Below are 23,384 nucleotides of genomic sequence, written 5' to 3' on the forward strand. Positions count from 1 at the left end.
GGCGCGGAGGAACCGGCCGCGCTGGCTGTTGGCCGGCGGCATGTGCGTTCAGCGGCGCGGCGCCCGCGCACAGCGCTACGCCTGAAACCTTAATAAACTGACGCCGACTGAGTGACATATTAACTCCATGAAATACTGACAAATCAGAAAGGGAATTCGTTTCCCGCTAGCACCGGCTCGCGTTACCGCGATGTTTCCTGTTTATTGCTTACCCGCGGCTTCACGTTCAGCCACTTCGCGATCCAGCTCTTCAATCTTCGCTGCCATCAGCTCGCGGCAGTGTTTCGCCAGCGCGCGCACGCCGTCTTTGCCAAACCCGCTGGTATCAACCGGCGGCAGCATTTCCACAATCACCAGGCCGTTATTCAGGCGATTGAGCTTAATTTTATTCGATGTATTAGAAACGCATACCGGAATAACCGGCACGCCAGCGGCGATAGCCGCGTGAAAAGCGCCGGTTTTAAACGGCAGCAGGCCGCGGCCGCGGCTGCGCGTTCCTTCCGGGAACATCCAAAAAGATATTTTGCGTTTTTTAAACGTATCCACCACCTGGGCGATGGTTCCGTGCGCCTTGGTCCGGTTATTACGGTCGATCAGCAGGTTTCCCGTCAGCCAGTACAGCAGGCCAAAGAACGGCACCCACAGCAGGCTCTTTTTACCCACGGTGACGGTAGGCGGCTGCACGATGTTTGCCGCCGTCACCATATCATAGTTGTTCTGGTGATTAGCGATGTATATCGCGTTGCCGTAGCTTTCCGCACCGGCGGGCTTGCGCGTTTCCACCTTCAGGCCGAATACCGGAGAGAGTCGACCAAAAAGATGACCAAAGGTCGCCACGTGTTTCGGGTTACGCGGGCTGAACAAGCAGTAAATACAGCCAAATATGCAGACAAAGATACAGTAAATAACAACGATAATTAGTCGAAAAATAAATAGCATAGCTACCTCTAAAACCCAAACCGCCGAGAATAATACCCGTTATACCGCAGGCTGCTTGCGCGCAGGCTGCCCTGTCCGGCCCTTGCGGACCGCCGCTGGTATTAATCAGGATACAGATTCGTTATTCGCCCGTTGAAGACGCCGGGAGCGACTGACTACCCCGGCATATCTTGAATGATTTTGCGTCTATTGTTAATCGCAACGGCCGAATAAACAACGATTTGGCGGCAAATGTTAACACCCTCCTCCCCGTGGAGGCGGGTGCCCGTATTACTCTTCGCTATCGCCCGCCGAGGCGCGATGAGGCGAATCAACGTCCACGCGATCGATTTTCTGCAGCCCGCGCATCAGCGAACCGCGGCGACCGCGCTCGCCGGTGACTTTTTGCAGCTCTTCCGGACGCAGCTTGATCTTCCGTTTGCCGACGTGGATCGTCAGCGTACTCTGCGGCGGCAGCACGAACAGGTGCGCCAGGCCATCCTGCCCGGAAGCGGCATCCGCAGACGGAATATTGATGATTTTATTGCCTTTGCCTTTCGACAGCTGCGGCAGATCGCTGACCGGGAACATCAGCATGCGTCCGGCAGAGGTGATGGCCAGCAGCATGTCGGACTCATCCTCAATGACCAGCGGCGGCATCACCCGCGCATTGTCCGGCAGCGAGATCAGCGCCTTACCGGCGCGGTTGCGCGCGACGAGGTCGTTGAAGGTGCAGACAAAGCCGTAGCCGGCGTCAGAGGCCATCAGCAGCTTCTGGTCGTCGCCTTCCATCAGCATATGTTCGACGCTGGCGCCCGGCGGCAGCGTGAGCTTGCCGGTAATCGGCTCGCCCTGGCCGCGAGCCGACGGCAGGGTAATCGGATCGATGGCGTAGCTGCGCCCGGTAGTATCGATAAATACCACCGGCTGGTTGCTCTTGCCCTTCGACGACGCCTTCCAGCTGTCGCCCGCCTTGTAGCTTAGCCCCTGAGCGTCAATGTCGTGGCCTTTGGCGCTGCGCACCCAGCCCATTTGCGACAGCACGATGGTCACCGGTTCGGACGGCAGCATATCGTGCTCGCTCATCGCCTTCGCTTCTTCACGCTCGCGCAGCGGCGAACGACGGTCGTCGCCAAACGCGTCGGCATCGGCCTGCAGCTCTTTCTTCAGCAGGTTATTCATCTTGCGCTCGGACGCCAGAATAGCCTGCAGACTATCGCGCTCTTTTTCCAGCTCGCCCTGCTCGCCGCGAATTTTCATCTCTTCCAGTTTGGCGAGATGGCGCAGCTTCAGTTCGAGGATTGCTTCCGCCTGCGTTTCGCTGATGCCAAAGCGCGACATCAGGGCCGGCTTGGGCTCATCTTCGTGGCGGATGATTTCGATAACTTCATCGATGTTGAGAAACGCAACCAGCAAACCTTCGAGGATGTGCAGGCGCTTGAGCACCTTCTCCAGACGATAGTTCAGGCGGCGACGGACGGTATCGCGACGGAAGGTGAGCCACTCCGTCAGGATCTCCAGCAGGTTTTTGACCGCCGGACGGTTGTCCAGGCCAATCATATTCAGGTTGATGCGGTAGCTTTTTTCGAGATCGGTGGTCGCGAACAGATGGTTCATGACCTGATCCATATCCACGCGATTAGAGCGCGGGACGATAACCAGGCGGGTCGGGTTTTCGTGATCCGACTCGTCGCGCAGATCGTCCACCATCGGCAGCTTTTTATTGCGCATCTGGGCGGCGATCTGTTCCAGCACGCGGGCGCCGGAAACCTGATGCGGCAGGGCGCTAATCACCACCGCGCCGTCCTCTTTTTTCCACACCGCACGCATGCGAACCGAGCCGCGACCGTTCTGATAGATTTTGCGGATCTCGGCGCGCGGGGTAATGATTTCAGCTTCGGTGGGGTAGTCCGGCCCGTGAACGATATCCAGCAGTTCGTCGAGCGAGGTCTGCGGCTTTTCAATCAGGGTGATGGCCGCTTTGGCCACTTCGCGCAGGTTGTGCGGCGGAATATCGGTGGCCATCCCCACGGCGATACCGGTGGTGCCGTTGAGCAGAATATTCGGCAAACGCGCAGGCAGCATTTTCGGCTCCTGCATCGTACCGTCAAAGTTAGGTACCCAGTCAACGGTTCCCTGACCCAGCTCGCCCAGCAGCAGCTCCGCATACTTTGACAGGCGGGATTCGGTATAACGCATCGCGGCGAAGGATTTGGGATCGTCCGGGGCGCCCCAGTTGCCCTGACCGTCCACCAGCGGGTAGCGGTAAGAGAACGGCTGCGCCATCAGCACCATCGCCTCATAGCAGGCGCTATCGCCGTGCGGGTGATATTTACCCAGCACGTCGCCGACGGTGCGCGCGGATTTTTTGAATTTAGCGGTGGCGTTCAGGCCCAGTTCGGACATCGCATAAACGATGCGCCGCTGGACCGGTTTCAGGCCATCGCCAATGAACGGCAACGCCCTGTCCATGATGACGTACATGGAATAGTTCAGGTAGGCGTTTTCCGTAAATTCATGCAGCGCAAGGCGCTCTGCCATATCGCTCATTAATCGTGAATCCTCAATCTGGGTACCGACCGTCCGGACGGCAAAACTACCCGCGATAATACCCTATCTAACGCCCTGAGTCACAGGGCGTTAGACCGGTTGAGGATTCTGCTACGCGGAGCGGCGGCAGCGCGCCGCTCAGAGGCTTTACGGGGCGACTTTGCTTATCTGCTTCACGTCGATTTCCACCGAGTTCCAGTCCTTATCGACCTCACCCTGAATTTCGACCGTATCCTTCGGGGTCACGGTAACGCCATTCCAGCGCTTGTGGTCAATATCGACATTCACCGTCCCGGAGGCATCCTGGAATTTATAAAGATCGTCGGAAATGCGCTCTACGATTTTACCGCGCAGGGTCACCCAGGTGTCGTCACGCAGGGATTTGGCATTCTCCACCGTCGTCACGCTGCCGTTCGGGCCCACAAAACCGCCTTTTTGCGCGGTTGTCTGGCTGGTTTGCGCGGCGCCAGGGCCGGAAAAACCACCCTGTCCGGCGGCCAGCACCGGCATAGAAACTAAAGCAACGATTGCGGTCATTGCGGCGATTTTCTTCATGATGAGTTCTCCCTTGATGTTGATATCGTCACCATTAGGCCCGGCAAAACTTAACAACTTCTTAAGCGGAAAAAAGAAATTTTATTGCTGTACAGAGGGCGTCGCGACGCGTTTTACTGCGCGTACATCCGCGAGCCACAGGAGCAGGCCAATGCGTATTTTAGTGGTGGAAGACGACAAACTCATCGGCGACGGCATCAAGGCCGGGCTGAGCAAAATGGGCTTCAGCATCGACTGGTTCACCCGCGGCGAAGAGGGAAAAGCCGCGCTCTACGCCGCTCCCTATGACGCGGTCATCCTCGACCTGACGCTGCCCGGCATCGACGGCCTCGATATCCTGCGCGAATGGCGCGATAAAGGTCACCACCAGCCGGTGCTGATCCTCACCGCGCGCGATGCGCTCAGCCAGCGGGTCGAAGGGCTTCGGCTCGGCGCAGATGACTATCTGTGCAAGCCTTTCGCCCTTATCGAAGTCGCCGCCCGCCTCGAGGCGCTGATTCGTCGCGCCCACGGTCAGAGCAGCAGCGAGCTGCGCCACGGAAAGGTCACCCTCGACCCCGGACGTCTGACGGTCACCCTCGCGGGGGAGCCGCTGGCGCTGAAGCCCAAAGAGTTCGCCCTGCTCGAGCTGCTGATGCGCAACGCCGGGCGCGTGCTGCCGCGCAAGCTCATTGAAGAAAAGCTCTATAGCTGGGATGACGATGTCTCAAGCAACGCCGTGGAGGTGCACGTGCACCATCTACGCCGCAAGCTCGGGAGCGAGTTTATTCGCACCGTTCACGGCATTGGCTACACCCTGGGGGACGCATGAAGCGGCTGGGTCGGCTAAGCCTGCGCGTTCGCCTGACGCTGCTTTTCTTCCTGCTCACCAGCCTGGCATGGGGAATAGCCTCGCTTATTGCCTGGCAGCAGACCTCCCACAAACTGGATAAGCTGTTTGATACCCAGCAGCTGCTGTTTGCCCGCCGTCTGAGCGCGATGAATTTCGCTGAACTGCATACCTCTCCTCCGCAGGTACGGGCGAAAAAGAAGGTCAGGCATGGCCACCTTGACGACGACGCGCTGGCCTTCGCCATCTTCACCGCCGACGGCAACATGGTGCTGCACGATGGTGAAAACGGCGCGGATATTCCGTGGGATAGGCTGCGGGAAGGCTTCAGCGACGGCTACCTGCGTAACGATGATGATGAGTGGCGCTTCCTGCAGCTCACCACCGCCGACGGCCGCTACCGCATTGTCGTCGGCCAGGAGTGGGACTATCGCCGGGAGATGGCGGTGGATATCGTCACCTCGCAGCTCACCCCCTGGCTGGTGGCGCTGCCGCTGATGTTTCTGCTGCTGATCGTCCTGCTCAGCCGGGAGCTGGCGCCGCTGAAGCGGCTCGCCCGCACCCTGCGCCTGCGCGCGCCGGATTCGGCGGAATCGCTTAACGTCGATAGCATCCCCAGCGAAGTCCGTCCGCTGGTCGATGCGCTGAATCAGCTGTTTGCCCGAACTCACGACGCCATGATCCGCGAGCGCCGCTTTACCTCCGACGCCGCCCACGAGCTGCGCAGCCCGCTGGCGGCGCTGAAGGTGCAAACCGAGGTCGCCCAGCTGTCGATGGACGACCCTCAGGGGCGTGAAAAGGCGCTGGCGCAGCTGCACGTCGGGATCGATCGCGCAACCCGGCTGGTCGATCAGCTCCTGACGCTGTCGCGCCTCGACTCCCTGGCCGCGCTCGAGGACGTGGATAGCGTCGCCATCGGCGAGCTGCTGCAGTCGGCGGTGATGGAGATGTACCATCCGGCGCAGCAGGCGGGCATCGAACTGCGCCTGCATCCGCATGCCGCGCGGGTGACGCGCGTGGGTCAGCCGCTGCTGCTTGGCCTGCTGGTGCGTAACCTGCTGGATAACGCCGTGCGCTACAGCCCGCGCGGAAGCCGGGTGGATATCATCCTCGACGCCCGCGGATTTCGCGTTTGTGATAACGGCCCGGGTATCAGCGCCGAAGCGCTGGCGCGTCTCGGCGAGCGCTTTTATCGCCCTCCCGGCCAGGATGAGCCGGGCAGCGGGCTGGGGCTGTCTATCGTCCGGCGCATTGCCGCCCTGCACGGCATGACCGTCACCTTCGGTCATGCTGCCGACGGCGGCTTTGAAGCGCGGGTCGGCTGGTAGCGCGATTATTGCGAAAAAAGCAAAAGACTTTGCACATTTTGCTCATTTTACCGCCCCGCCCTGCGGGGTAAAGTAGTCGACAAAATTGAAACGCCAGGGATAAAAAATGAGCAACATTCTGATTATCAACGGAGCGAAAAAATTCGCTCACTCTAACGGCCAGCTAAACGACACCCTGACCGAGGTCGCGGATGGTTATCTGCGCGACGCCGGGCATGATGTTAAAATCGTCCGCGCCGAAAGCGAATACGACGTTAAAGCAGAAGTACAAAATTTCCTCTGGGCCGACGTCATCATCTGGCAAATGCCGGGCTGGTGGATGGGCGCGCCCTGGACCGTGAAAAAGTACATCGATGATGTCTTCACCGAAGGCCACGGCTCGCTGTACGCCAGCGACGGCCGCACCCGCTCCGATGCCAGCAAAAAATATGGCTCAGGCGGTTTAATTCAGGGCAAGCGCTACATGCTCTCCCTGACCTGGAACGCCCCGATGGACGCCTTTACCGATGAAGAGCAGTTCTTCCACGGCGTCGGCGTTGACGGCGTTTACCTGCCGTTCCACAAAGCCAACCAGTTCCTCGGCATGACCGCCCTGCCGACGTTTATCGCCAACGACGTGATTAAAATGCCTGATGTTCCGCATTACATCGCAGAATATCGCAAGCATCTGGCGCAGATTTTTGGTTAACTAAAGATCTACATACAGAAGGAGTTGAGTACATCATGTTGACAGTGATTGCAGAAATTCGTACCCGCCCGGGCCAGCACCATCGCCAGGCGGTGCTCGATCAGTTCGCCAAAACGATTCCGCTGGTTTTACAGGAAGAGGGCTGCCACGGCTATACGCCGATGATCGATCACGCCGCGGGCGTTAGCTTTCAGAGCACCTCGCCCGATTCCATCGTGATGGTGGAGCTGTGGGAAAGCGTGGCGCATCTCGAAGCGCACCTGCAAACCCCGCATATGAAAGCCCACGGCGAAGCGGTGAAGGGCGACGTGCTGGAAGTCAGCATTCGCATCCTGCAGCCGGGCGTTTAAGTCAATCAGTAGTGCCGCTGGCCTGCGCTATGACGGCCAGCAAAAAGGGAGCCACTGGCTCCCTTTTTTGTATGCTTACCGCGGTCAGCCGGATCAGGCTTCAATATCCGCCATATCGCCTTTTTCCTGCAGCCAGTTGCGGCGATCTTCCGAGCGCTTCTTGGCTAACAGCATATCCATCATCGCGGTGGTCTGCTGCTCGTCCTCATCGCTGATAATCAGCTGAACCAGACGGCGGGTATTGGGGTCAAGCGTGGTTTCACGCAGCTGCATTGGGTTCATTTCGCCCAGCCCTTTAAAGCGCTGAACGTTCGGCTTACCCTTCTTGCGCTTGAGCTGCTCAAGCACCCCGGCTTTCTCTTCTTCCGTCAGCGCGTAGTAAACCTCTTTGCCGAGGTCGATACGGTACAGCGGCGGCAGCGCCACGTGGACGTGTCCGTGCTTGACCAGCGTGCGGAAGTGCTTAACGAACAGCGCGCAGAGCAGCGTGGCAATGTGCAGGCCGTCGGAGTCCGCATCCGCAAGGATGCAGATCTTGCCGTAGCGCAGCTGGCTCAAATCATCGCTATCCGGATCGATACCGATCGCCACCGAAATATCGTGCACCTCCTGCGAGGCCAGCACTTCATCGGAGGAGACTTCCCAGGTATTGAGGATCTTGCCCTTCAGCGGCATGATCGCCTGATACTCACGGTCGCGCGCCTGCTTGGCAGAACCGCCCGCCGAGTCCCCTTCCACGAGGAACAGCTCGGTACGGTTGAGATCCTGGGCGGTACAGTCCGCCAGCTTGCCCGGCAGCGCAGGGCCGCTGGTCAGCTTCTTACGCACCACCTTCTTGGCCGCGCGCATCCGGCGCTGGGCGCTGGAAATCGCCATTTCGGCCAGCAGCTCCGCGGACTGAACGTTCTGGTTCAGCCACAGGCTAAAGGCGTCTTTTACCACGCCGGAAACGAAGGCCGCGCACTGGCGCGAGGAGAGGCGCTCTTTGGTCTGGCCGGCGAACTGCGGATCCTGCATTTTTACCGACAGCACGTAGGCGCAGCGGTCCCAGATATCCTCCGCCGAGAGCTTGACGCCGCGCGGCAGAATATTGCGATATTCGCAGAACTCGCGCATCGCCTCCAGCAGACCCTGACGCAGGCCGTTAACGTGCGTCCCGCCCTGCATGGTCGGGATCAGGTTGACGTAGCTTTCAGTTAACAGCTCGCCGCCTTCCGGTAGCCACAGCAGCGCCCAGTCGACCGCTTCGGTTTCACCGGAGAAGTTGCCGACGAACGGCTGCTCCGGCAGCAGCGGCAGGCCGTTCACCGCTTCGCGCAAATAGTCCGTCAGGCCATCTTCATAGCACCAGCGCAGCTCGCTGTTGTTCACCAGATCACGGAAGACGATCTCCACGCCGGGGCACAGTACGGCCTTGGCTTTGAGCAAATGGGTCAGGCGCGATACGGAGAAGCGCGGGCTGTCGAAGAAGCTTTCATCCGGCCAGAAGTGCACGCTGGTACCGGTATTACGCTTGCCGCAGGTGCCGGTGACGTGCAGATCTTCGACCTTATCGCCGTTCTCAAACGCAATGCTGTAGACCTGGCCGTCGCGGCGTACGTTAACCTCAACGCGCTTCGACAGGGCGTTGACCACCGAAATACCCACCCCGTGCAGGCCGCCGGAGAACTGGTAGTTCTTACCGGAAAACTTGCCGCCGGCGTGCAGCCGACACATGATCAGCTCAACCGCCGGAACCCCTTCTTCAGGATGGATATCAACCGGCATTCCTCGCCCGTCGTCGATAACTTCCAGCGATTGATCGGCATGAAGAATGACTTCCACGCGTTTGGCGTGGCCGCCCAGTGCTTCATCCACACTGTTATCAATAACTTCCTGACCAAGATGGTTAGGACGTGTCGTGTCGGTGTACATTCCCGGGCGGCGGCGAACCGGCTCTAGCCCGGTGAGTACCTCAATGGCATCAGCGTTGTATGAAGATTGCGTCATGGTGTGTATTCGTAGGTCATCCAGGAATGCTTAGCGCAGGCCCAGAAAATCGATAATCTGAGTGAAATGATCTTCAAAGCCGACAAATGCATGATTGCCGCCCTCCTCTACCGTCTGCCGACATGAAGCGTAGTAGCCAACGGCCTGGCGATAATCCAGCACTTCATCGCCCGTTTGCTGTAGCAGCCAGAGTAAATCAGGCGATTCCAGCGGGTCGATTTGCATGACTTTGAGATCGTAAATATGGCGAGACTCTAGCACATATTGCTGCCCCGTGTACGGATTCTCATTGAGGCCGAGGAAATTGTTCAGCAGCTCAAACGGGCGTACGGCCGGGTTTACAACCACCGTTGGCAGCATAAAACACTGCGATAGCCAGGTTGCGTAGTAGCCTCCCAGCGAAGAGCCGACAACGCCCAGCGGTTCCCCGCCGTGCTCGAGAACGATCGCCTCCAGCAGCTCCGCCGCTTCAGCGGGGTAAACCGGCAGCTCCGGTACCACCATGTTAATTTCAGGATAATTTTGCGCCAGCCACGCCTTCAGCGCCGTCGCTTTAGCCGAGCGCGGCGAGCTGTTAAATCCGTGCAGATAGAGGAGCCTAGCCATCAGTATCCTTCTGAAGCGATATCCGGGTGAAATTTCACGCCGCTAAGGCGGCAAACTTCGGTCGTCAGGGTGCCGTCGGGATGCAAATCCAGCCAGCGCCAGCCGGGAGAAACGGTATCCAGCGTGAAGTTGTCGCAGTGCGGCTTAAACTGCACGCAGGTTGACGGCGTGGCCATCATGCGTCGCCCGCCCCAGTTGAGATCCAGCTCCTGATGAATATGACCGCACAGCAGATGCCTGACGCGAGGAAAGGCGGCCAGCGCGCGATCGAGCGCCGCGGCGTTGCGCAGGCTATGCTGATCCAGCCAGCTGCAGCCCGAGGCGAGAGGATGATGATGCAACAGCAGCAGCGTATAGCGTTCAGGTTCTGCCGCGAGCTTGTGCTCAAGCCACTCCAGCTGAAAATCGCTTAATTCACCGTGGGGAACGCCGAATACCTGGCTGTCCAGCAGCAGTACTTGCCAGCGTTCGCCGAGCAAAACGCGCTTGGCGGGGGAAATGCCTGCTTCCTGCAGCGTGCTGTACATTGCCGGCTGAAAGTCATGATTGCCCGGCAGCCAGACGCAGGGCGCAGCAAAACTCGCGATACCCTCAGCGAAGTGCTGATAGGCCGCGGCCGAGTGGTCCTGTGCCAGATCGCCTGTCGCGACAATCAGATCGCACTGGCGCTGCGAGGCGTGGATGGCTTCCAGCACGGCCTGATAGCTTTCCCAGGTATTGATGCCTAACAGCGTTTCATGTTTTTCAGCAAACAGGTGAGTATCAGTAATTTGTAATATCCTGACTCTGGCCTCACCAGCCAAAGGAAGGTTTAACAGGCTTTCCAAATGGTGTCCTTAGGTTTCACGACGCTAACAAACCGGAATCGCCATCGCTCCATGTGCTAAACAGTATCTCAGCCAGTCGGCTAAGAACTGGTTAATTTGATGCTTTTCGTCGCGTTGATGCAACTTTTTATTAGGATAATCATACCGCGCTTTGAAGCGAAAAATCTGCTGACTCGAACACACTTCGGCCACCATCGCGTCATGATACAGACGTACCGTCATGGACGGTAAGCTCCAGTAGCTCACCGCTGGCGCCGTTTGCTCAATCGACACCAGTGTAGTGTAGCGTGTCGACTCAACGATCGTTAGCCGGTACTGCGCACTGCCCACCTGGTAGCCCGCCATATCACCCACTGCGTCGGTTCGAGGCAGCAGGCGGCGCAACTGGGCAAAATTGGTTTCACACAGGCGCATCATTTCAGGGAAGTCAGGCGTATAACGCTTCATTTTGACCACTCATTACGTAAATTGTGATAGTGCAGCTGCAGCCATTGCAGCGCGATGACAGAAGCTGCGTTGTCGATCTTCCCTTCTTCTACCCACTGATAGGCCTGCTCCCTGCTGACCACATGAACCCGAATATCCTCATTTTCATCCGCCAGGCCGTGGATGCCTTTTGCCGTCGTCGCATCGACTTCCCCCACCAGAATCGACAGCCTCTCGCTGGTGCCGCCGGGGCTAGCCAGATAGCTCAGCATCGGCTTTATCCGTCCAACGTCAAGGCCCGCCTCTTCTACCGCTTCACGGCGGGCGACCTCCTCAGGCGTTTCGCCTTCTTCAATCATGCCGGCCACCATTTCGAGCAGCCACGGGCTCTCGCTGGTATCATAGGCGGCAATGCGAATCTGCTCGACCAGCACAACTTCATCACGTATCGGGTCAAAGGGTAGCAAGACGGCGGCGTGCCCGCGCTCAAAAATTTCGCGCGTCACTTCGCCGCTCATCCCGCCGTTGAACAGACGGTGGCGAAAGCGGTATAAATCCAGCGAAAAAAAACCACGATAAAGCGTTTCGCGTGCAATAATTTCTACATCGTTTTTAGCGAAGGTAATTCCCTGCTTGTTGGGCTTGCTCATTGTCGGTGTCCTGCGAATTCGAAAGTAGGGATTTATAAGCCGTTTGGCTACCGTTTTACAGTCCGTATGTTAGATTGGTGCAAATTACCGCCGGATGGCACGTAACGCCAACTTTTTACGGCGACAGACTCTATACAATCAGCAGATATATTTAGCTTTTGGGCAGCGCTTTATGCTTCACAACAAGGAATGCAAATGAAGAAATTTTTCCCCATCCTTATCGGCCTGGGCCTGACTGGCTTCAGCGCCATAAGCCAGGCAGAAAACCTGCTGCAGGTTTATCAGCAGGCGCGCGTCAGCAACCCTGACCTGCGTAAATCAGCAGCCGATCGTGATGCTGCATTCGAAAAGATCAACGAAGCACGTAGCCCGTTACTGCCTCAGCTCGGTCTGGGTGCAGATTATACTTATACCAACGGCTATCGCGACGCCAATAATCAGAACTCCAACGTCACCAGCGGCTCGCTGCAGCTCACGCAAACGCTGTTCGATATGTCGAAATGGCGCGCGCTGACGCTGCAGGAAAAAGCGGCCGGTATTCAGGACGTCACCTATCAGACCGACCAGCAGACGCTGATTCTGAACACCGCGACGGCCTACTTTAACGTGCTGAGCGCCATCGATACGCTCTCCTATACCGAAGCGCAGAAACAGGCGATCTATCGTCAGTTGGATCAGACCACCCAGCGTTTTAACGTCGGCCTGGTTGCCATTACCGACGTGCAAAACGCCCGTTCCCAGTACGACTCCGTGTTGGCCAACGAAGTCACCGCGCGTAACAACCTCGACAACGCGGTTGAAGCGCTGCGTCAGGTGACCGGCAACTACTATCCGCAGCTGTCGTCGCTGAACGTTGATGGCTTCAAAACCAACAAGCCGCAAACGGTGAACGCGCTGCTGAAGGAAGCAGAAAACCGCAACCTGTCGCTGCTGCAGGCTCGCCTGAACCAGGATCTGGCGCGCGAGCAAATTCGCCAGGCGCAGGACGGCCACCTGCCGACGCTGGATTTAAACGCGTCTACCAGCGTATCCAATTCCAGATATGACGGTTCGAGAAGTACAACTCCGGACAGAGACATCGGCCAGAACACTATTGGCCTGAGCTTCTCGCTGCCGCTGTATCAGGGCGGGATGGTTAACTCGCAGGTGAAACAGGCGCAGTACAACTTCGTCGGCGCCAGCGAGCAGCTGGAAAGCTCGCACCGCACCGTGGTGCAGACCGTTCGCTCTTCCTTTAATAACATCAATGCCTCTATCAGCAGCATCAACGCCTACAAACAGGCGGTGGTCTCTGCCCAGAGCTCTCTGGATGCGATGGAAGCCGGTTATTCCGTTGGTACACGTACCATCGTTGACGTGCTGGATGCGACAACCACGCTGTATAACGCCAAGCAGCAGCTCTCAAGCGCACGTTATAACTACCTGATTAACCAGCTGAACATCAAGTCCGCGCTCGGTACGCTGAACGAGCAGGATCTGGTTGCGCTGAACAATACGCTGGGCAAACCTATCGCAACCTCACCGGATAGCGTTGCGCCGGAAACCCCGCAGCAGGACGCCAGCGCCGACGGCTACGCCAGCAGCGCGGCGCCAGCGGCTAAACCGGCAGCCGTTCATACCACGAAAACCAGCGGCGCGAATCCTTTCCGCCAATAATCTTCGTTGCGTCACCGCGCCCCGCTTAGCAGATTCCGCTAAGTGGGGCGTTAAACGTAAGGCAACGTAAAGATCTCCGCCTTTCCGCCCCTGGTCGCTTCATTTTCCACCACTCATCCTCTATCCTGAGCGTTAACAAATCGCCATACCACTGGGTCCAGGAAGACAAACATGAAACGGACAAAAAATATTAATCATGCCTCGTTCCGCAAAAGCTGGAGCGCTCGCCATCTAACGCCGGTCGCGTTCGCCGTGACGGCCGTCTTTATGCTCGCCGGCTGCGAAAAAACCGACGAGACGGTTTCTCTGTATCAAAATGCCGACGACTGCTCTGCGGCCAACCCTGGCAAAGGCGCAGAGTGCACCACCGCCTTTAATAACGCGACCAAAGAAGCTGAACGTACCGCGCCAAAATACGCCACCCGTGAAGATTGCGTGGCGGAGTTCGGTGAAGGCCAGTGTCAGCAAACGCCGGCTCAGGCAGGCGTCGCGCCGGAAAACCAGGCTCAGGCACAAAGCAGCGGCAGCTTCTGGATGCCGCTGATGGCCGGCTACATGATGGGCCGCATGATGGGCGGCGGCATGGGCGCGCAGCAGCCGCTGTTCAGCTCTAAAAACCCGGCCAGCCCGGCCTATGGTCAGTACACCGATGCCGGCGGCAAGAGCTACGGCGCCGCGCAGCCGGGTCGTTCTATGAACGTACCTAAGACCGCCATGGCGCCGAAACCAGCGACCACCAGCACCGTTACCCGCGGCGGCTTCGGCGAGTCGGTGGCGAAACAGTCCGCCATGCAGCGTAGCGCCGCAGGGACCACCTCATCTAAACGCTCAATGGGCGGCTAAAACTCATGGAAAGAATCAGCATCACGGAGCGCCCGGACTGGCGCGAAAAAGCGAGCGAATATGGCTTTAGCTTTCATACCATGTACGGCGAGCCGTACTGGAGCGAAGAGGCCTATTACAAGCTGACCCTGGCGCAGGTTGAGAAGCTGGAAGACGTTACCGCCGAGCTGCATCAGATGTGCCTGCAGGCGGTAGAAACCGTGATCGGCAGCGATGAGCTGATGGCTAAATTCCGCATCCCCAAACACACCTGGGGCTTCGTGCGTCAGTCGTGGAAAACCAACCAGCCGTCGCTCTATTCGCGCCTCGACCTGGCGTGGGACGGCGTTGGCGAGCCCAAGCTGCTGGAGAACAACGCCGATACGCCAACCTCGCTGTATGAGGCGGCGTTCTTTCAGTGGATTTGGCTGGAAGATCAGCTCAATGCCGGCCTGCTGCCGGCGGGCAGCGACCAGTTCAACAGCCTGCAGGAAAAGCTGATTGAGCGCTTTACCGAGCTCAGGGAACAGTTTGGCTTCCAGCTGCTGCATATGGCGTGCTGCCGCGATACCGAAGAGGATCGCGGTACCGTACAGTATCTGCAGGACTGCGCGGCCGAAGCCGGCGTCGCCACCGAATTCCTCTATATCGAAGATATCGGCCTCGGCGAAAAGGGCCAGTTTACCGACGTTCAGGATCAGGTCATCGGCAATCTGTTCAAGCTCTATCCGTGGGAGTATATGCTGCGCGAGGTCTTCTCCACCAAGCTGGAAGACGCCGGCGTACGCTGGCTTGAGCCGGCATGGAAGAGCATTATCTCCAACAAAGCGCTGCTGCCGCTGCTGTGGAAGATGTTCCCGAACCACCCTAACCTGCTGGCATCCTGGTTCAGCGAAGACGCGCATCCCGAAATGGAGAAGTACGTCATCAAGCCGATTTTCTCCCGCGAAGGCGCAAACGTGTCGATCGTTGAAAACGGCAAGGTGGTGGAAGCGGTCGAAGGCCCGTACGGTGAAGAAGGTACCATCGTGCAGGAGTTCTATCCGCTGCCGAAGTTTGGCGATAGCTATACGCTGATCGGCAGCTGGCTGATCAACGATAAGCCAGCCGGGATCGGCGTTCGCGAAGACCGGGCGCTGATCACCCAGGATCTTTCACGCTTCTATCCGCACATTTTTGTCGAGTAGTCTCCTGCCCCGGCGGCATTACGCCTGCCGGGGCATCTGCACTTTCCCGCTACGCGCCGACCAGCACTGACAGCATGCTTAGCGACCCCATTTCCATTCCTTCTACCGGCACGGAAATCGGCTCTTCACCATCCCAGGCACCCAGCACGTACAGCAGCGGCAGGAAGTGTTCCGCCGTCGGGTTTGAGAGCGATCCGCCTTCGTGCGCCAGATAGTTCACCAGCGGATGCTCCTCCGTCGGCCCTTTCCAGGCCAGGTTCGCTTTCACATACTCGTTAAACGATTCCGCCCAGGGATACGGCGTGCTTTCGCCATGCCAGCGCGCCGTGCGCAGGTTATGCACCACGTTACCGCTCGCAATCAGCATAATGCCCTCATCGCGCAGCGCCGCCAGCCTGCGCCCCATCTCGAGATGCCAGGCCGCCGGCTTGCTGCTGTCGATGCTCAGCTGCACCATCGGAATATCGGCATCCGGATACATTTTGATGAGCACGCCCCACGAGCCGTGATCGAAGCCCCAGGCTTCTTTATCCAGCGTCACCGGCACGGGTGCCAGCAGCTCAACCAGGCGCTGCGCCAGCTCAGGAGAGCCCGGAGCCGGATAATGCGTATCGTACAGCGCCTGCGGGAAGCCGCCAAAATCGTGGATCGTTTTCGGTGCTTCCATCGCCGTGACGCCGGTACCGCGCGTAAACCAGTGCGCGGAGACCACCACAATCGCCCGCGGACGCGGTAGCGTTTCGCCCAGATGCCGCCAGGCGCGGGTATAGATGTTATCTTCCAGCACGTTCATTGGGCTGCCGTGGCCTAAAAACAACGCTGGCATTCGGGTTCGGGACATGATGATATCCTTGAGTAGAGGAGATTTGATGCCTTCACATTACGCGCTTTTGCATCAGGATAAACTCAGATAAGCGTGATGATCATCATCAGAAAATTTGAATGTAAGCCGCGGTAAAGGACTCATTTCCCTCTCGCTGCCGGCGGGCGAGATGGCTATGATGAAGGATAATCATCATCAAAGGAGCTGAGTGATGTCATCACCCCTCATATTGACCCTGCTGGCCGGTAGCGCGACCTTTATCGGCGCGATTTTCGGCGTACTGGGCCAGAAACCGTCCAACCGTCTGCTGGGTTTTTCTCTCGGTTTCGCCGCCGGGATCATGCTGCTTATTTCGCTGATGGAGATGCTGCCCGCCGCGCTGAACGCCGAGGGGATGTCGGCGCTGCTCGGTTACGGCATGTTTGTTATCGGCCTGCTGGGCTACTTTGCGCTGGACCGTATGCTGCCGCACGCTCATCCGCAGGATCTGATGTCGCCCGGCGTCCCGCGCCCGCGCAATCTGCGCCGTGCCGCCATTCTGCTGACCCTCGGTATCAGCCTGCACAACTTCCCGGAGGGCATCGCCACCTTTGTGACGGCCAGCAATAACCTGGAGCTGGGTATGGGCGTCGCGCTGGCAGTCGCACTGCATAACATTCCTGAAGGGCTGGCGGTTGCCGGCCCGGTGTATGCTGCAACGGGCTCGCGCCGCAAGGCGGTTTTCTGGGCTGGACTCTCCGGAATGGCCGAGATCCTCGGCGGCCTGCTGGCCTGGCTGATCCTCGGCAGTCTGGTGTCGCCGGTGGTGATGGGCGCCATTATGGCCGCCGTCGCCGGGATTATGGTGGCGCTGTCGGTTGATGAGCTCATGCCGCTGGCAAAAGAGATCGATCCGCAAAGCAACCCAAGCTATGGCGTGCTGTGCGGAATGTCGGTGATGGGATTTAGCCTCGTGGCCCTGCAGGCGATGGGCATTGGCTAGCGCCAAAAACAACAAAGCCCACGGTTAAATGGGCTTTAGAGTACAGCGAAACCGGATTAGCTGGCTTTACGCTCGTGCTCGCGGCGATAGGCCACCAGATCTTCAATGGTGACCACGGCCATATTGTGCTGCTGAGCAAATTCGATGCACTGCGGCGCGCGGGCCATCGAGCCATCGTCGTTAGTCAGCTCACACAGAACCCCCGCCGGCTTGAAGCCTGCGAGAGTCACCAGATCGATAGTGGCTTCGGTGTGGCCGCCGCGGGTCAACACGCCGCCCGCCTGCGCGCGCAGCGGGAATACGTGGCCGGGACGATTCAGGTCAGAAGGTTTTGCGCCATCGGCAATCGCGGCGCGCACGGTGGTGACGCGGTCGGCCGCGGATACGCCGGTCGTGACGCCTTCTGCGGCTTCGATGGTCACGGTGAAGCCGGTACCGTAGGCGCTGGTGTTATTTTCCACCATCATCGGCAGGTCGAGCTGCTTGCGGCGTTCATCGGTCAGGCACAGGCAAACAATACCGCTGCCGTGGCGAATGGTCAGCGCCATTTGCTCAACGGTCATGGTTTCGGCGGCGAAAATCATATCGCCTTCATTTTCACGGTCTTCATCGTCAAGTACCATCACACCGCGGCCTTCGCGCAGTGCATTTAACGCGTGTTCTACACGTTCAAAAGCGGTACCAAAAGAGGAAAGGAGCGTCTGATTCATGGTAAAAAAACCTCATTAATATTATGGTTACCAGAATCAGGGCAGTCTTAGGAGTGCCGGTTAAGCGGCAAAAAAGTCAACGCAAGCGGATCGCAATCCGACTGAGCCGTTACTCTCTCCCATCCGGACTCTAACCGTCGGCCCCGGAATTACACCGGATCTGCTGACCTTTTTGCTTTCGCAAAAAGCGCTCGCGGGCTTTCAACGCTAGGGTTGATTTACCGCCGGTGGGGAATTTCGCCCCGCCCTGAGAATAAGCAAGGTAACTATAACGCTATTGATTATCCTCGGCAATGCATAAGCTTCAAACATTTCTGGTTTATAGGCAGCGCCGATCGCACTACAATGGACGGTAAATCGACCAGAGCAGGAAACCACCATGATTGACCCGAAAAAAATTGAACAAATCGCCCGCCAGGTCCATGAATCGATGCCGAAAGGCCTTCGTGACCTTGGGGAAGACGTGGAGAAGAAGATCCGTCAGGTGCTCCAGTCGCAGCTGACCCGCCTCGATCTGGTCAGCCGTGAAGAGTTTGACGTGCAGACTCAGGTGCTGCTGCGCACGCGCGAAAAGCTGGCGTTACTCGAACAGCGCATTAGCGATCTGGAAAGCCGAACGGCCGCGCCGAGCGTTGAAGAGAAGCAGTAAAAAAACGGGCCATCAGGCCCGTTGTTGTATCAGTGTTCCAGCTTTCGCGCCGGCGCCTCTGGCTGGCTGACCTGACGACAGTAGAGCGCATACCGCTGGCAAAACCATTCACGATGCTCTTCATCCATATTGCCGACGATGGCCTCAAGATCGACAACGTGGCCTTGCGCATGCATCCTGGCAAAGCTCAGCGCCAGAAAGTCAAAATTCTTCATTGAATACAGTTCGTTATGGTTCATCCGCATACTCCTTCAGCCGTGGGTGTTCTGAGTGGTCATATGCTTTACTGACTTCAGTATTTATCCTTACGTTAACTTTTTTTGCGCGAAAAATGCGCAAAACAAGAACAATTATTGCGCTGAATCATTTCTGCCATCAATTAAATAAAAAAGGCCCGCGATCGGACGATCGCAGGCCTCTTTAAGTACGGCTTTCTCGCTACCCTCCCGGCCGCACGATGCTTACCGGGACGATGGTCGAGCCGCCGCTCGGCGGGGAAATATTACTTCCCGCTATCTTTCTGGATCTTCTTGATGATGTTGGTGGTCGAACAGCCATCTTCAAAATTGAGCACCAGCACCTCGCCACCGTTTGCCCAGACCTCTTCGCTCCCGGCAATCTGCTCTGGCCTATAGTCCCCGCCCTTCACCAGCAGATCCGGCAGGATCCCGGCGATCAGACGCTGCGGGGTGTCCTCTTCGAAAGAGACCACCCAGTCAACGGCCTCCAGCGCGCCCAGGACGATCATCCGCTGCTCCAGCGGGTTCACCGGACGGGACTCCCCTTTCAGACGTTTTGTCGACGCATCGCTGTTAACCGCCACAATCAGGCGATCGCCCAGCTTGCGCGCGTTTGCCAGATACGAAACGTGGCCCGCGTGCAGAATGTCAAACACGCCGTTGGTCATCACCACTTTCTCGCCGCGCTTGCGCGCCGCGGCCACCGCCTGCTTGAGCTCTTCTTCATTCATCACGCCAAAACCGGTCTCCGCGCGCCCGCGCACCGCGTTTTCCAGCTCAATCGGCGAAACGGTTGAGGTCCCCAGCTTGCCGACGACCACGCCGGCCGCCGCGTTGGCGAAATAGCACGCCTCTTCCAGCGTGTTGCCTGAGGCGAGGGTCGCCGCCAGTACGCCAATCACCGTATCGCCGGCGCCGGTGACGTCATACACTTCCTGCGCCTGGGTTGGCATATGCAGCGGCGGTTTGCCCGGCTGCAGCAGCGTCATGCCCTGCTCGGAGCGGGTCACCAGCAGCGCGGAGAGTTCAAAATCAGCAATAATCTTCAGGCCGCGCTCAACGATTTCCGCTTCGTCCTTACATTTCCCCGCCACCGCTTCAAACTCAGAGAGGTTCGGGGTCAGCAGGGTGGCGCCGCGATAGCGCTCGAATTCGGTGCCTTTCGGATCGATCAGCACCGGTACGCCCGCATCCCGCGCCAGCTTAATCATCGTCTGCACGCTGGCCAGCGCGCCTTTCGCATAATCGGACAGGACCAGCGCCCCGATAGAGCCCAGCGCCTGCTGAATGCGCTCGTGCATCGGCTGCGGATCGACGCCGGAAAAGCCCTCTTCAAAATCGAGGCGGATCAGCTGCTGGTTGCGCGATAGCACGCGCAGCTTGGTGATGGTCGGGTGGGTCGGTACCGAAACGAAGTCGCACTTCACGTTGACGTCGGCCAGCGCTTTACTCAGCGCGCGGGCGGCATCGTCAATCCCGGTCAGGCCCACCAGTCGCGAGGTCGCACCGAGAGACGCGATGTTCATCGCGACGTTTGCCGCGCCGCCGGGACGCTCTTCGATATTTTCCACTTTCACCACCGGTACCGGGGCTTCAGGGGAAATACGGCTGGTGGGACCATACCAGTAGCGGTCCAGCATCACATCGCCAACCACCAACACTCCTGCTCGTTCAAACTCCGGCAGCGTTACTTTCATTACTCACTCCTGCGAGATGCAAACTTTGCGCGCGATAATAGCACACCCGGTTTTTTAGTTAAGCTATCAACCACTTCTGCCAGCTGGCGCTAACCTGCTCACGTTCATGAGCAAAGGCCTCCGGCGCGACGTTGCCCGGCTGCTCCTGCAGCGCCAGATGGTGCAGCGCATCGCGCAGCGTGGTGTAGGCATGGGTCAGCGCCCGGGCCTCTTCTTCGTCCATAATGTCATTCTGCGCCAGCAGCTCCAGAATGCGCACGTTATCGGACCAGCGCGTCAGCTTCGGCTTGTCGTGGGCATAGCGTAAGACCAGATACTGGGTGATAAATTCAATATCGGTGATCCCCCCGGCATCGGCTTTGATATCAAAGCGATCGCGCTGCTTATTGCCAAGATGGGCGCGCATTTTTTCACGCATTTCCCGCACCTCGGTCTGCAAAGTCGCCCCCTCGCGCTGGCGGGTGAGGATAGCGCGGCGGATCTCATCAAACCGGGTCTGCAGCTCGGGATCGCCGTAGACCACCCGAGCGCGGACCAGCGCCTGATGCTCCCAGGTCCAGGCTTCATTTTGCTGATAGTCGGCGAAGGAATCGGCGGTGGTGACCAGCATGCCCGCGGCGCCCGACGGACGCAGACGGGCATCCACTTCATAGAGGATCCCTGAAGAGGTGCGGGTGCTGAAGAGATGCATAATGCGCTGCGCCAGCCGCAGATAGAACTGACGGCCGTCAATCTCGCGTTCGCCGTCGGTCATGGCCTCCGGCGGGCAGTCGTGGAGGAACACCAGATCCAAATCGGAGCTGTAGCCCAGCTCCCAGCCGCCCAGCTTGCCGTAGCCGACGACGGCAAAACCGCGGCCCTGACGGTCGCGCAGGTGCGTCGGCTGGCCATAGCGCGCCACCATCTGCATCCACGCCTGCTGAACAACCGCGTCGATCATCGCCTCGGCCAGCCAGGTTAAGTGATCGCTCACTCTCATCACCGGCAGCGTGCCGGCGATGTCCGCGGCGGCAATATGCAGCAGCTGCGCCTGCTTGAACTGACGCAGCGCCTCCAGCTGCTGCTCTTCGTCCTCTTCCGGTACGCGCAGTAAATACTGGCGCAGCTCATCGCGATAGGCGTCGGTCGCCGTCGGCTGATAGAGCGTATTCGGGTCCAGCAGCTCGTCCAGCAGCAGCGGATGGCGCGCCAGCTGGCTGGCGACCATCGGCGAGGCGGCGCACAGGGCGATCAGGTGCTTCAGCGCGCCGGGGTACTCGCTGAGTAGCTCAAGATAGGTCGTGCGGGTCACGATGCCGGTCAACAGCGGCGTAATGCGCGCCAGCGGCAGCGGCGCATCGGCGCGGGAGCAGACTTCGCTGAGCAGGTGCGGCATCAGCTGATCCAGCACCTGCCGCCCGCGCGGGCCAATGGTGCGCCTGTCGAGCTCTTTGCGGAAATCGGCGATCAGCGCCAGCACGCTGCGCCGGTCGGTATCATTGAGGTGCGCCAGCGCCGGGCTGGTGTCATCCTCCTCCAGCGCGTCCTGCCACAGCTCGCGCCAGTACTCGGCAAGCTGTTCATCCGGCGACTGCGCTTCGTCATCGCCAATCAGATCGTTGAATACCCGCCTGACGCTGGCCATTTTCTCTTCCAGCTGCGCGCTGAGCATCGCCCAGTCGGCAAAGTGCATTCCCCACGCCAGGCGAGCGCGGTTGAGCTCATCCTGCGGCAGAGTTTGCGTCTGCTCATCGTTGATGCTTTGCAGCAGGTTTTCAAGACGACGTAAAAACAGGTAGGCCTCGCGCAGCCGGGAAGCATCGCCTTCCGGCAGCAGATGCAGCTCTTCGATAGCCGCCAGAGTTGGCAGCAGCGCCCGCAGCTGCAGCGCAGGCTCGCGGCCGCCGCGGATCAGCTGAAAGACCTGGACGATAAATTCAATTTCGCGGATCCCGCCGGCGCCGAGCTTGATATTGTCCTTCAGCCCGCGGCGGCGAACCTCGCGGGCAATCATCCCTTTCATATTACGCAGCGACTGGATCACGCTGAAGTCAATGTAGCGGCGGAAAACGAACGGCCGCAGCATGGCGCGCAGCTCGCTGGCATAGATGCCTTCGTTATCGCCCATGATCCGCGCCTTAACCATCGCATAGCGCTCCCAGTCTCGCCCCTGCTCCTGGTAGTAATCCTCCAGCGCGGCGAAGCTCAGCACCAGCGGGCCGCTGTCGCCAAACGGGCGCAGGCGCATATCCACGCGGTAGACAAAGCCGTCCTGGGTGGCCTGATCGAGGGCCTTAATTAAACGCTGGCCGAGGCGGGTAAAGAACTGGGCATTATCCAGCTCGCGGCGCCCGCCGCGGGTTGCACCGTGCTCCGGCCAGGCAAAAATCAGGTCGATATCGGAAGAGAAGTTAAGCTCTCCTCCGCCGAGTTTACCCATCCCGAGGATCAGCAGCGGCTGCGGCTTGCCTTCGGCGCTGCAGGGCGTTCCCCACTCCCGGCAGCAGGCGGCGTATAGCCAGTCCCTGGCGGCGACAATCAGCGTCTCCGCCAGCGCGCTAAGCTGCTGCAAACTACTCTCTTCGCTGACCAGCGACAGCGCCTGCGCCCAGGCGATGCGCACCATAATCCGGCGGCGGAACAGGCGCAGCTCGCGCATCAGCGCCGCTTCGTCATTCACCTCCGCCAGCGCCGCCTGCAGCCAGTCGGCATAGTGACGCCACTCATCCGCTTCCGGCGGCGAGCTCTCCAGCTCAGCCAGCCACTGCGGCTGGGCGATCAGGCTCTGCTCGACGAAATCGCTGAACGCCATAACCGACTGCGCCTGCGGACTTAACGTGGATAATGGAAAATCCGCTGGTAGTCGGTCTACAACCGTCTGCCAGTGCTGCTGTAACTGCGAAGAAAGCGGCATTATAGGGGTC

23 protein-coding genes and 1 riboswitch are annotated in these 23,384 nt (G+C 58.9%); of the genes, 9 read left to right on the plus strand and 14 right to left on the minus strand.

Going from position 1 to position 23,384, the window contains the following annotated elements:
* From PFH44_RS10800 to PFH44_RS10815, 4 genes are all read right to left on the minus strand, one after another.
* On the minus strand, positions 1-118 hold a 118-nt coding region (locus tag PFH44_RS10800; protein WP_283825012.1), incomplete at its 3' end, for a twin-arginine translocation signal domain-containing protein.
* A gap of 83 nt (positions 119-201) precedes the next feature.
* A complete protein-coding gene (gene plsC / locus PFH44_RS10805) occupies positions 202-939 on the minus strand; it encodes a 1-acylglycerol-3-phosphate O-acyltransferase (RefSeq protein WP_283825002.1) in 738 nt (245 codons plus the stop codon).
* Positions 940-1,209: 270 nt separating this feature from the next.
* Entirely contained in the window at positions 1,210-3,468 is a 2,259-nt protein-coding gene (gene parC, locus PFH44_RS10810) for a DNA topoisomerase IV subunit A (RefSeq protein ID WP_045856867.1), read from the minus strand.
* A 147-nt stretch (positions 3,469-3,615) separates the two neighbouring features.
* Complete coding sequence (locus tag PFH44_RS10815; protein WP_045856866.1) at positions 3,616-4,023, minus strand: YgiW/YdeI family stress tolerance OB fold protein; 408 nt, start codon at positions 4,021-4,023, stop codon at positions 3,616-3,618.
* Between the two features lie 151 nt (positions 4,024-4,174).
* Between PFH44_RS10815 and qseB the strand changes: the two genes are divergently transcribed.
* From qseB to PFH44_RS10835, 4 genes are all read left to right on the plus strand, one after another.
* Entirely contained in the window at positions 4,175-4,834 is a 660-nt protein-coding gene (qseB, locus tag PFH44_RS10820; protein WP_283825003.1) for a quorum sensing response regulator transcription factor QseB, read from the plus strand.
* Entirely contained in the window at positions 4,831-6,180 is a 1,350-nt protein-coding gene (qseC, locus tag PFH44_RS10825) for a quorum sensing histidine kinase QseC (RefSeq protein ID WP_283825004.1), read from the plus strand. Before qseB ends, qseC begins: the two co-directional genes overlap by 4 nt.
* Before the next feature lie 106 nt (positions 6,181-6,286).
* On the plus strand, positions 6,287-6,868 hold the full coding sequence (locus PFH44_RS10830; protein WP_041147270.1) for an NAD(P)H-dependent oxidoreductase: 582 nt from the start codon (positions 6,287-6,289) through the stop codon (positions 6,866-6,868).
* 35 nt (positions 6,869-6,903) lie between these two features.
* Entirely contained in the window at positions 6,904-7,218 is a 315-nt protein-coding gene (locus PFH44_RS10835) for a putative quinol monooxygenase (protein ID WP_045856859.1), read from the plus strand.
* Between the two features lie 93 nt (positions 7,219-7,311).
* Here PFH44_RS10835 and parE read toward each other — a convergent pair whose 3' ends face one another.
* From parE to nudF, 5 genes are read right to left on the minus strand one after another with little or no spacing between them, the layout of a single operon-like run.
* Complete coding sequence (parE, locus tag PFH44_RS10840; protein ID WP_283825005.1) at positions 7,312-9,207, minus strand: DNA topoisomerase IV subunit B; 1,896 nt, start codon at positions 9,205-9,207, stop codon at positions 7,312-7,314.
* Between the two features lie 30 nt (positions 9,208-9,237).
* On the minus strand, positions 9,238-9,813 hold the full coding sequence (yqiA, locus tag PFH44_RS10845; protein ID WP_283825006.1) for an esterase YqiA: 576 nt from the start codon (positions 9,811-9,813) through the stop codon (positions 9,238-9,240).
* Entirely contained in the window at positions 9,813-10,640 is an 828-nt protein-coding gene (cpdA, locus tag PFH44_RS10850; RefSeq protein ID WP_045856853.1) for a 3',5'-cyclic-AMP phosphodiesterase, read from the minus strand. The genes yqiA and cpdA overlap by 1 nt, the downstream gene beginning before the upstream one ends.
* Before the next feature lie 24 nt (positions 10,641-10,664).
* Positions 10,665-11,087 (minus strand): DUF1249 family protein, encoded by a 423-nt coding sequence (locus PFH44_RS10855; protein WP_041147275.1) that lies wholly within the window; start codon positions 11,085-11,087, stop codon positions 10,665-10,667.
* Positions 11,084-11,716 (minus strand): ADP-ribose diphosphatase, encoded by a 633-nt coding sequence (gene nudF / locus PFH44_RS10860; protein WP_045856852.1) that lies wholly within the window; start codon positions 11,714-11,716, stop codon positions 11,084-11,086. The genes PFH44_RS10855 and nudF overlap by 4 nt, the downstream gene beginning before the upstream one ends.
* A 195-nt stretch (positions 11,717-11,911) precedes the next feature.
* On the opposite strand from nudF, the gene tolC reads away from it, so the two are divergent.
* From tolC to PFH44_RS10875, 3 genes are all read left to right on the plus strand, one after another.
* Complete coding sequence (tolC, locus tag PFH44_RS10865) at positions 11,912-13,372, plus strand: outer membrane channel protein TolC (protein ID WP_283825007.1); 1,461 nt, start codon at positions 11,912-11,914, stop codon at positions 13,370-13,372.
* A gap of 171 nt (positions 13,373-13,543) precedes the next feature.
* Positions 13,544-14,215 (plus strand): DUF1190 family protein, encoded by a 672-nt coding sequence (locus PFH44_RS10870; RefSeq protein ID WP_283825008.1) that lies wholly within the window; start codon positions 13,544-13,546, stop codon positions 14,213-14,215.
* A 5-nt stretch (positions 14,216-14,220) separates the two neighbouring features.
* Positions 14,221-15,381, plus strand: coding sequence for a glutathionylspermidine synthase family protein (locus PFH44_RS10875; RefSeq protein WP_076946623.1), 1,161 nt, complete (start codon positions 14,221-14,223; stop codon positions 15,379-15,381).
* Between the two features lie 49 nt (positions 15,382-15,430).
* On the opposite strand, the gene ygiD is transcribed toward PFH44_RS10875, so the two are convergent.
* Positions 15,431-16,222 carry a 4,5-DOPA-extradiol-dioxygenase gene (gene ygiD / locus PFH44_RS10880; RefSeq protein ID WP_283825009.1) on the minus strand — a complete coding sequence of 264 codons (792 nt, stop codon included), beginning with the start codon at positions 16,220-16,222 and terminating at the stop codon, positions 15,431-15,433.
* 193 nt (positions 16,223-16,415) lie between these two features.
* Between ygiD and zupT the strand changes: the two genes are divergently transcribed.
* Positions 16,416-17,186, plus strand: a complete 771-nt coding sequence (gene zupT, locus PFH44_RS10885) for a zinc transporter ZupT (RefSeq protein ID WP_041147281.1) — start codon at positions 16,416-16,418, stop codon at positions 17,184-17,186.
* Between the two features lie 56 nt (positions 17,187-17,242).
* On the opposite strand, the gene ribB is transcribed toward zupT, so the two are convergent.
* Positions 17,243-17,896, minus strand: coding sequence for a 3,4-dihydroxy-2-butanone-4-phosphate synthase (gene ribB / locus PFH44_RS10890; RefSeq protein ID WP_045856843.1), 654 nt, complete (start codon positions 17,894-17,896; stop codon positions 17,243-17,245).
* 107 nt (positions 17,897-18,003) lie between these two features.
* Positions 18,004-18,155: riboswitch (FMN riboswitch) on the minus strand.
* Between the two features lie 120 nt (positions 18,156-18,275).
* Here ribB and ubiK point away from each other — a divergent pair.
* The gene (gene ubiK, locus PFH44_RS10895; protein WP_041147283.1) at positions 18,276-18,545 is read left to right on the plus strand and encodes a ubiquinone biosynthesis accessory factor UbiK; all 270 of its coding nucleotides are present in this window, start codon (positions 18,276-18,278) and stop codon (positions 18,543-18,545) included.
* 29 nt (positions 18,546-18,574) lie between these two features.
* Here ubiK and glgS read toward each other — a convergent pair whose 3' ends face one another.
* The 3 genes from glgS to glnE form a co-directional block, all read right to left on the minus strand.
* Positions 18,575-18,784: a cell surface composition regulator GlgS gene (gene glgS, locus PFH44_RS10900; RefSeq protein WP_045856839.1), complete on the minus strand. Its 210-nt coding sequence runs from the start codon at positions 18,782-18,784 to the stop codon at positions 18,575-18,577.
* 263 nt (positions 18,785-19,047) lie between these two features.
* Positions 19,048-20,481 (minus strand): bifunctional D-glycero-beta-D-manno-heptose-7-phosphate kinase/D-glycero-beta-D-manno-heptose 1-phosphate adenylyltransferase HldE, encoded by a 1,434-nt coding sequence (gene hldE / locus PFH44_RS10905; protein WP_283825010.1) that lies wholly within the window; start codon positions 20,479-20,481, stop codon positions 19,048-19,050.
* A gap of 58 nt (positions 20,482-20,539) precedes the next feature.
* A complete protein-coding gene (gene glnE / locus PFH44_RS10910) occupies positions 20,540-23,377 on the minus strand; it encodes a bifunctional [glutamate--ammonia ligase]-adenylyl-L-tyrosine phosphorylase/[glutamate--ammonia-ligase] adenylyltransferase (protein ID WP_283825013.1) in 2,838 nt (945 codons plus the stop codon).
* Positions 23,378-23,384: the final 7 nt, after the last annotated feature.

Origin of the sequence: Klebsiella sp. Ech2A (assembly GCF_030078455.1) — a bacterium.
Taxonomy (GTDB): domain Bacteria; phylum Pseudomonadota; class Gammaproteobacteria; order Enterobacterales; family Enterobacteriaceae; genus Klebsiella; species Klebsiella terrigena.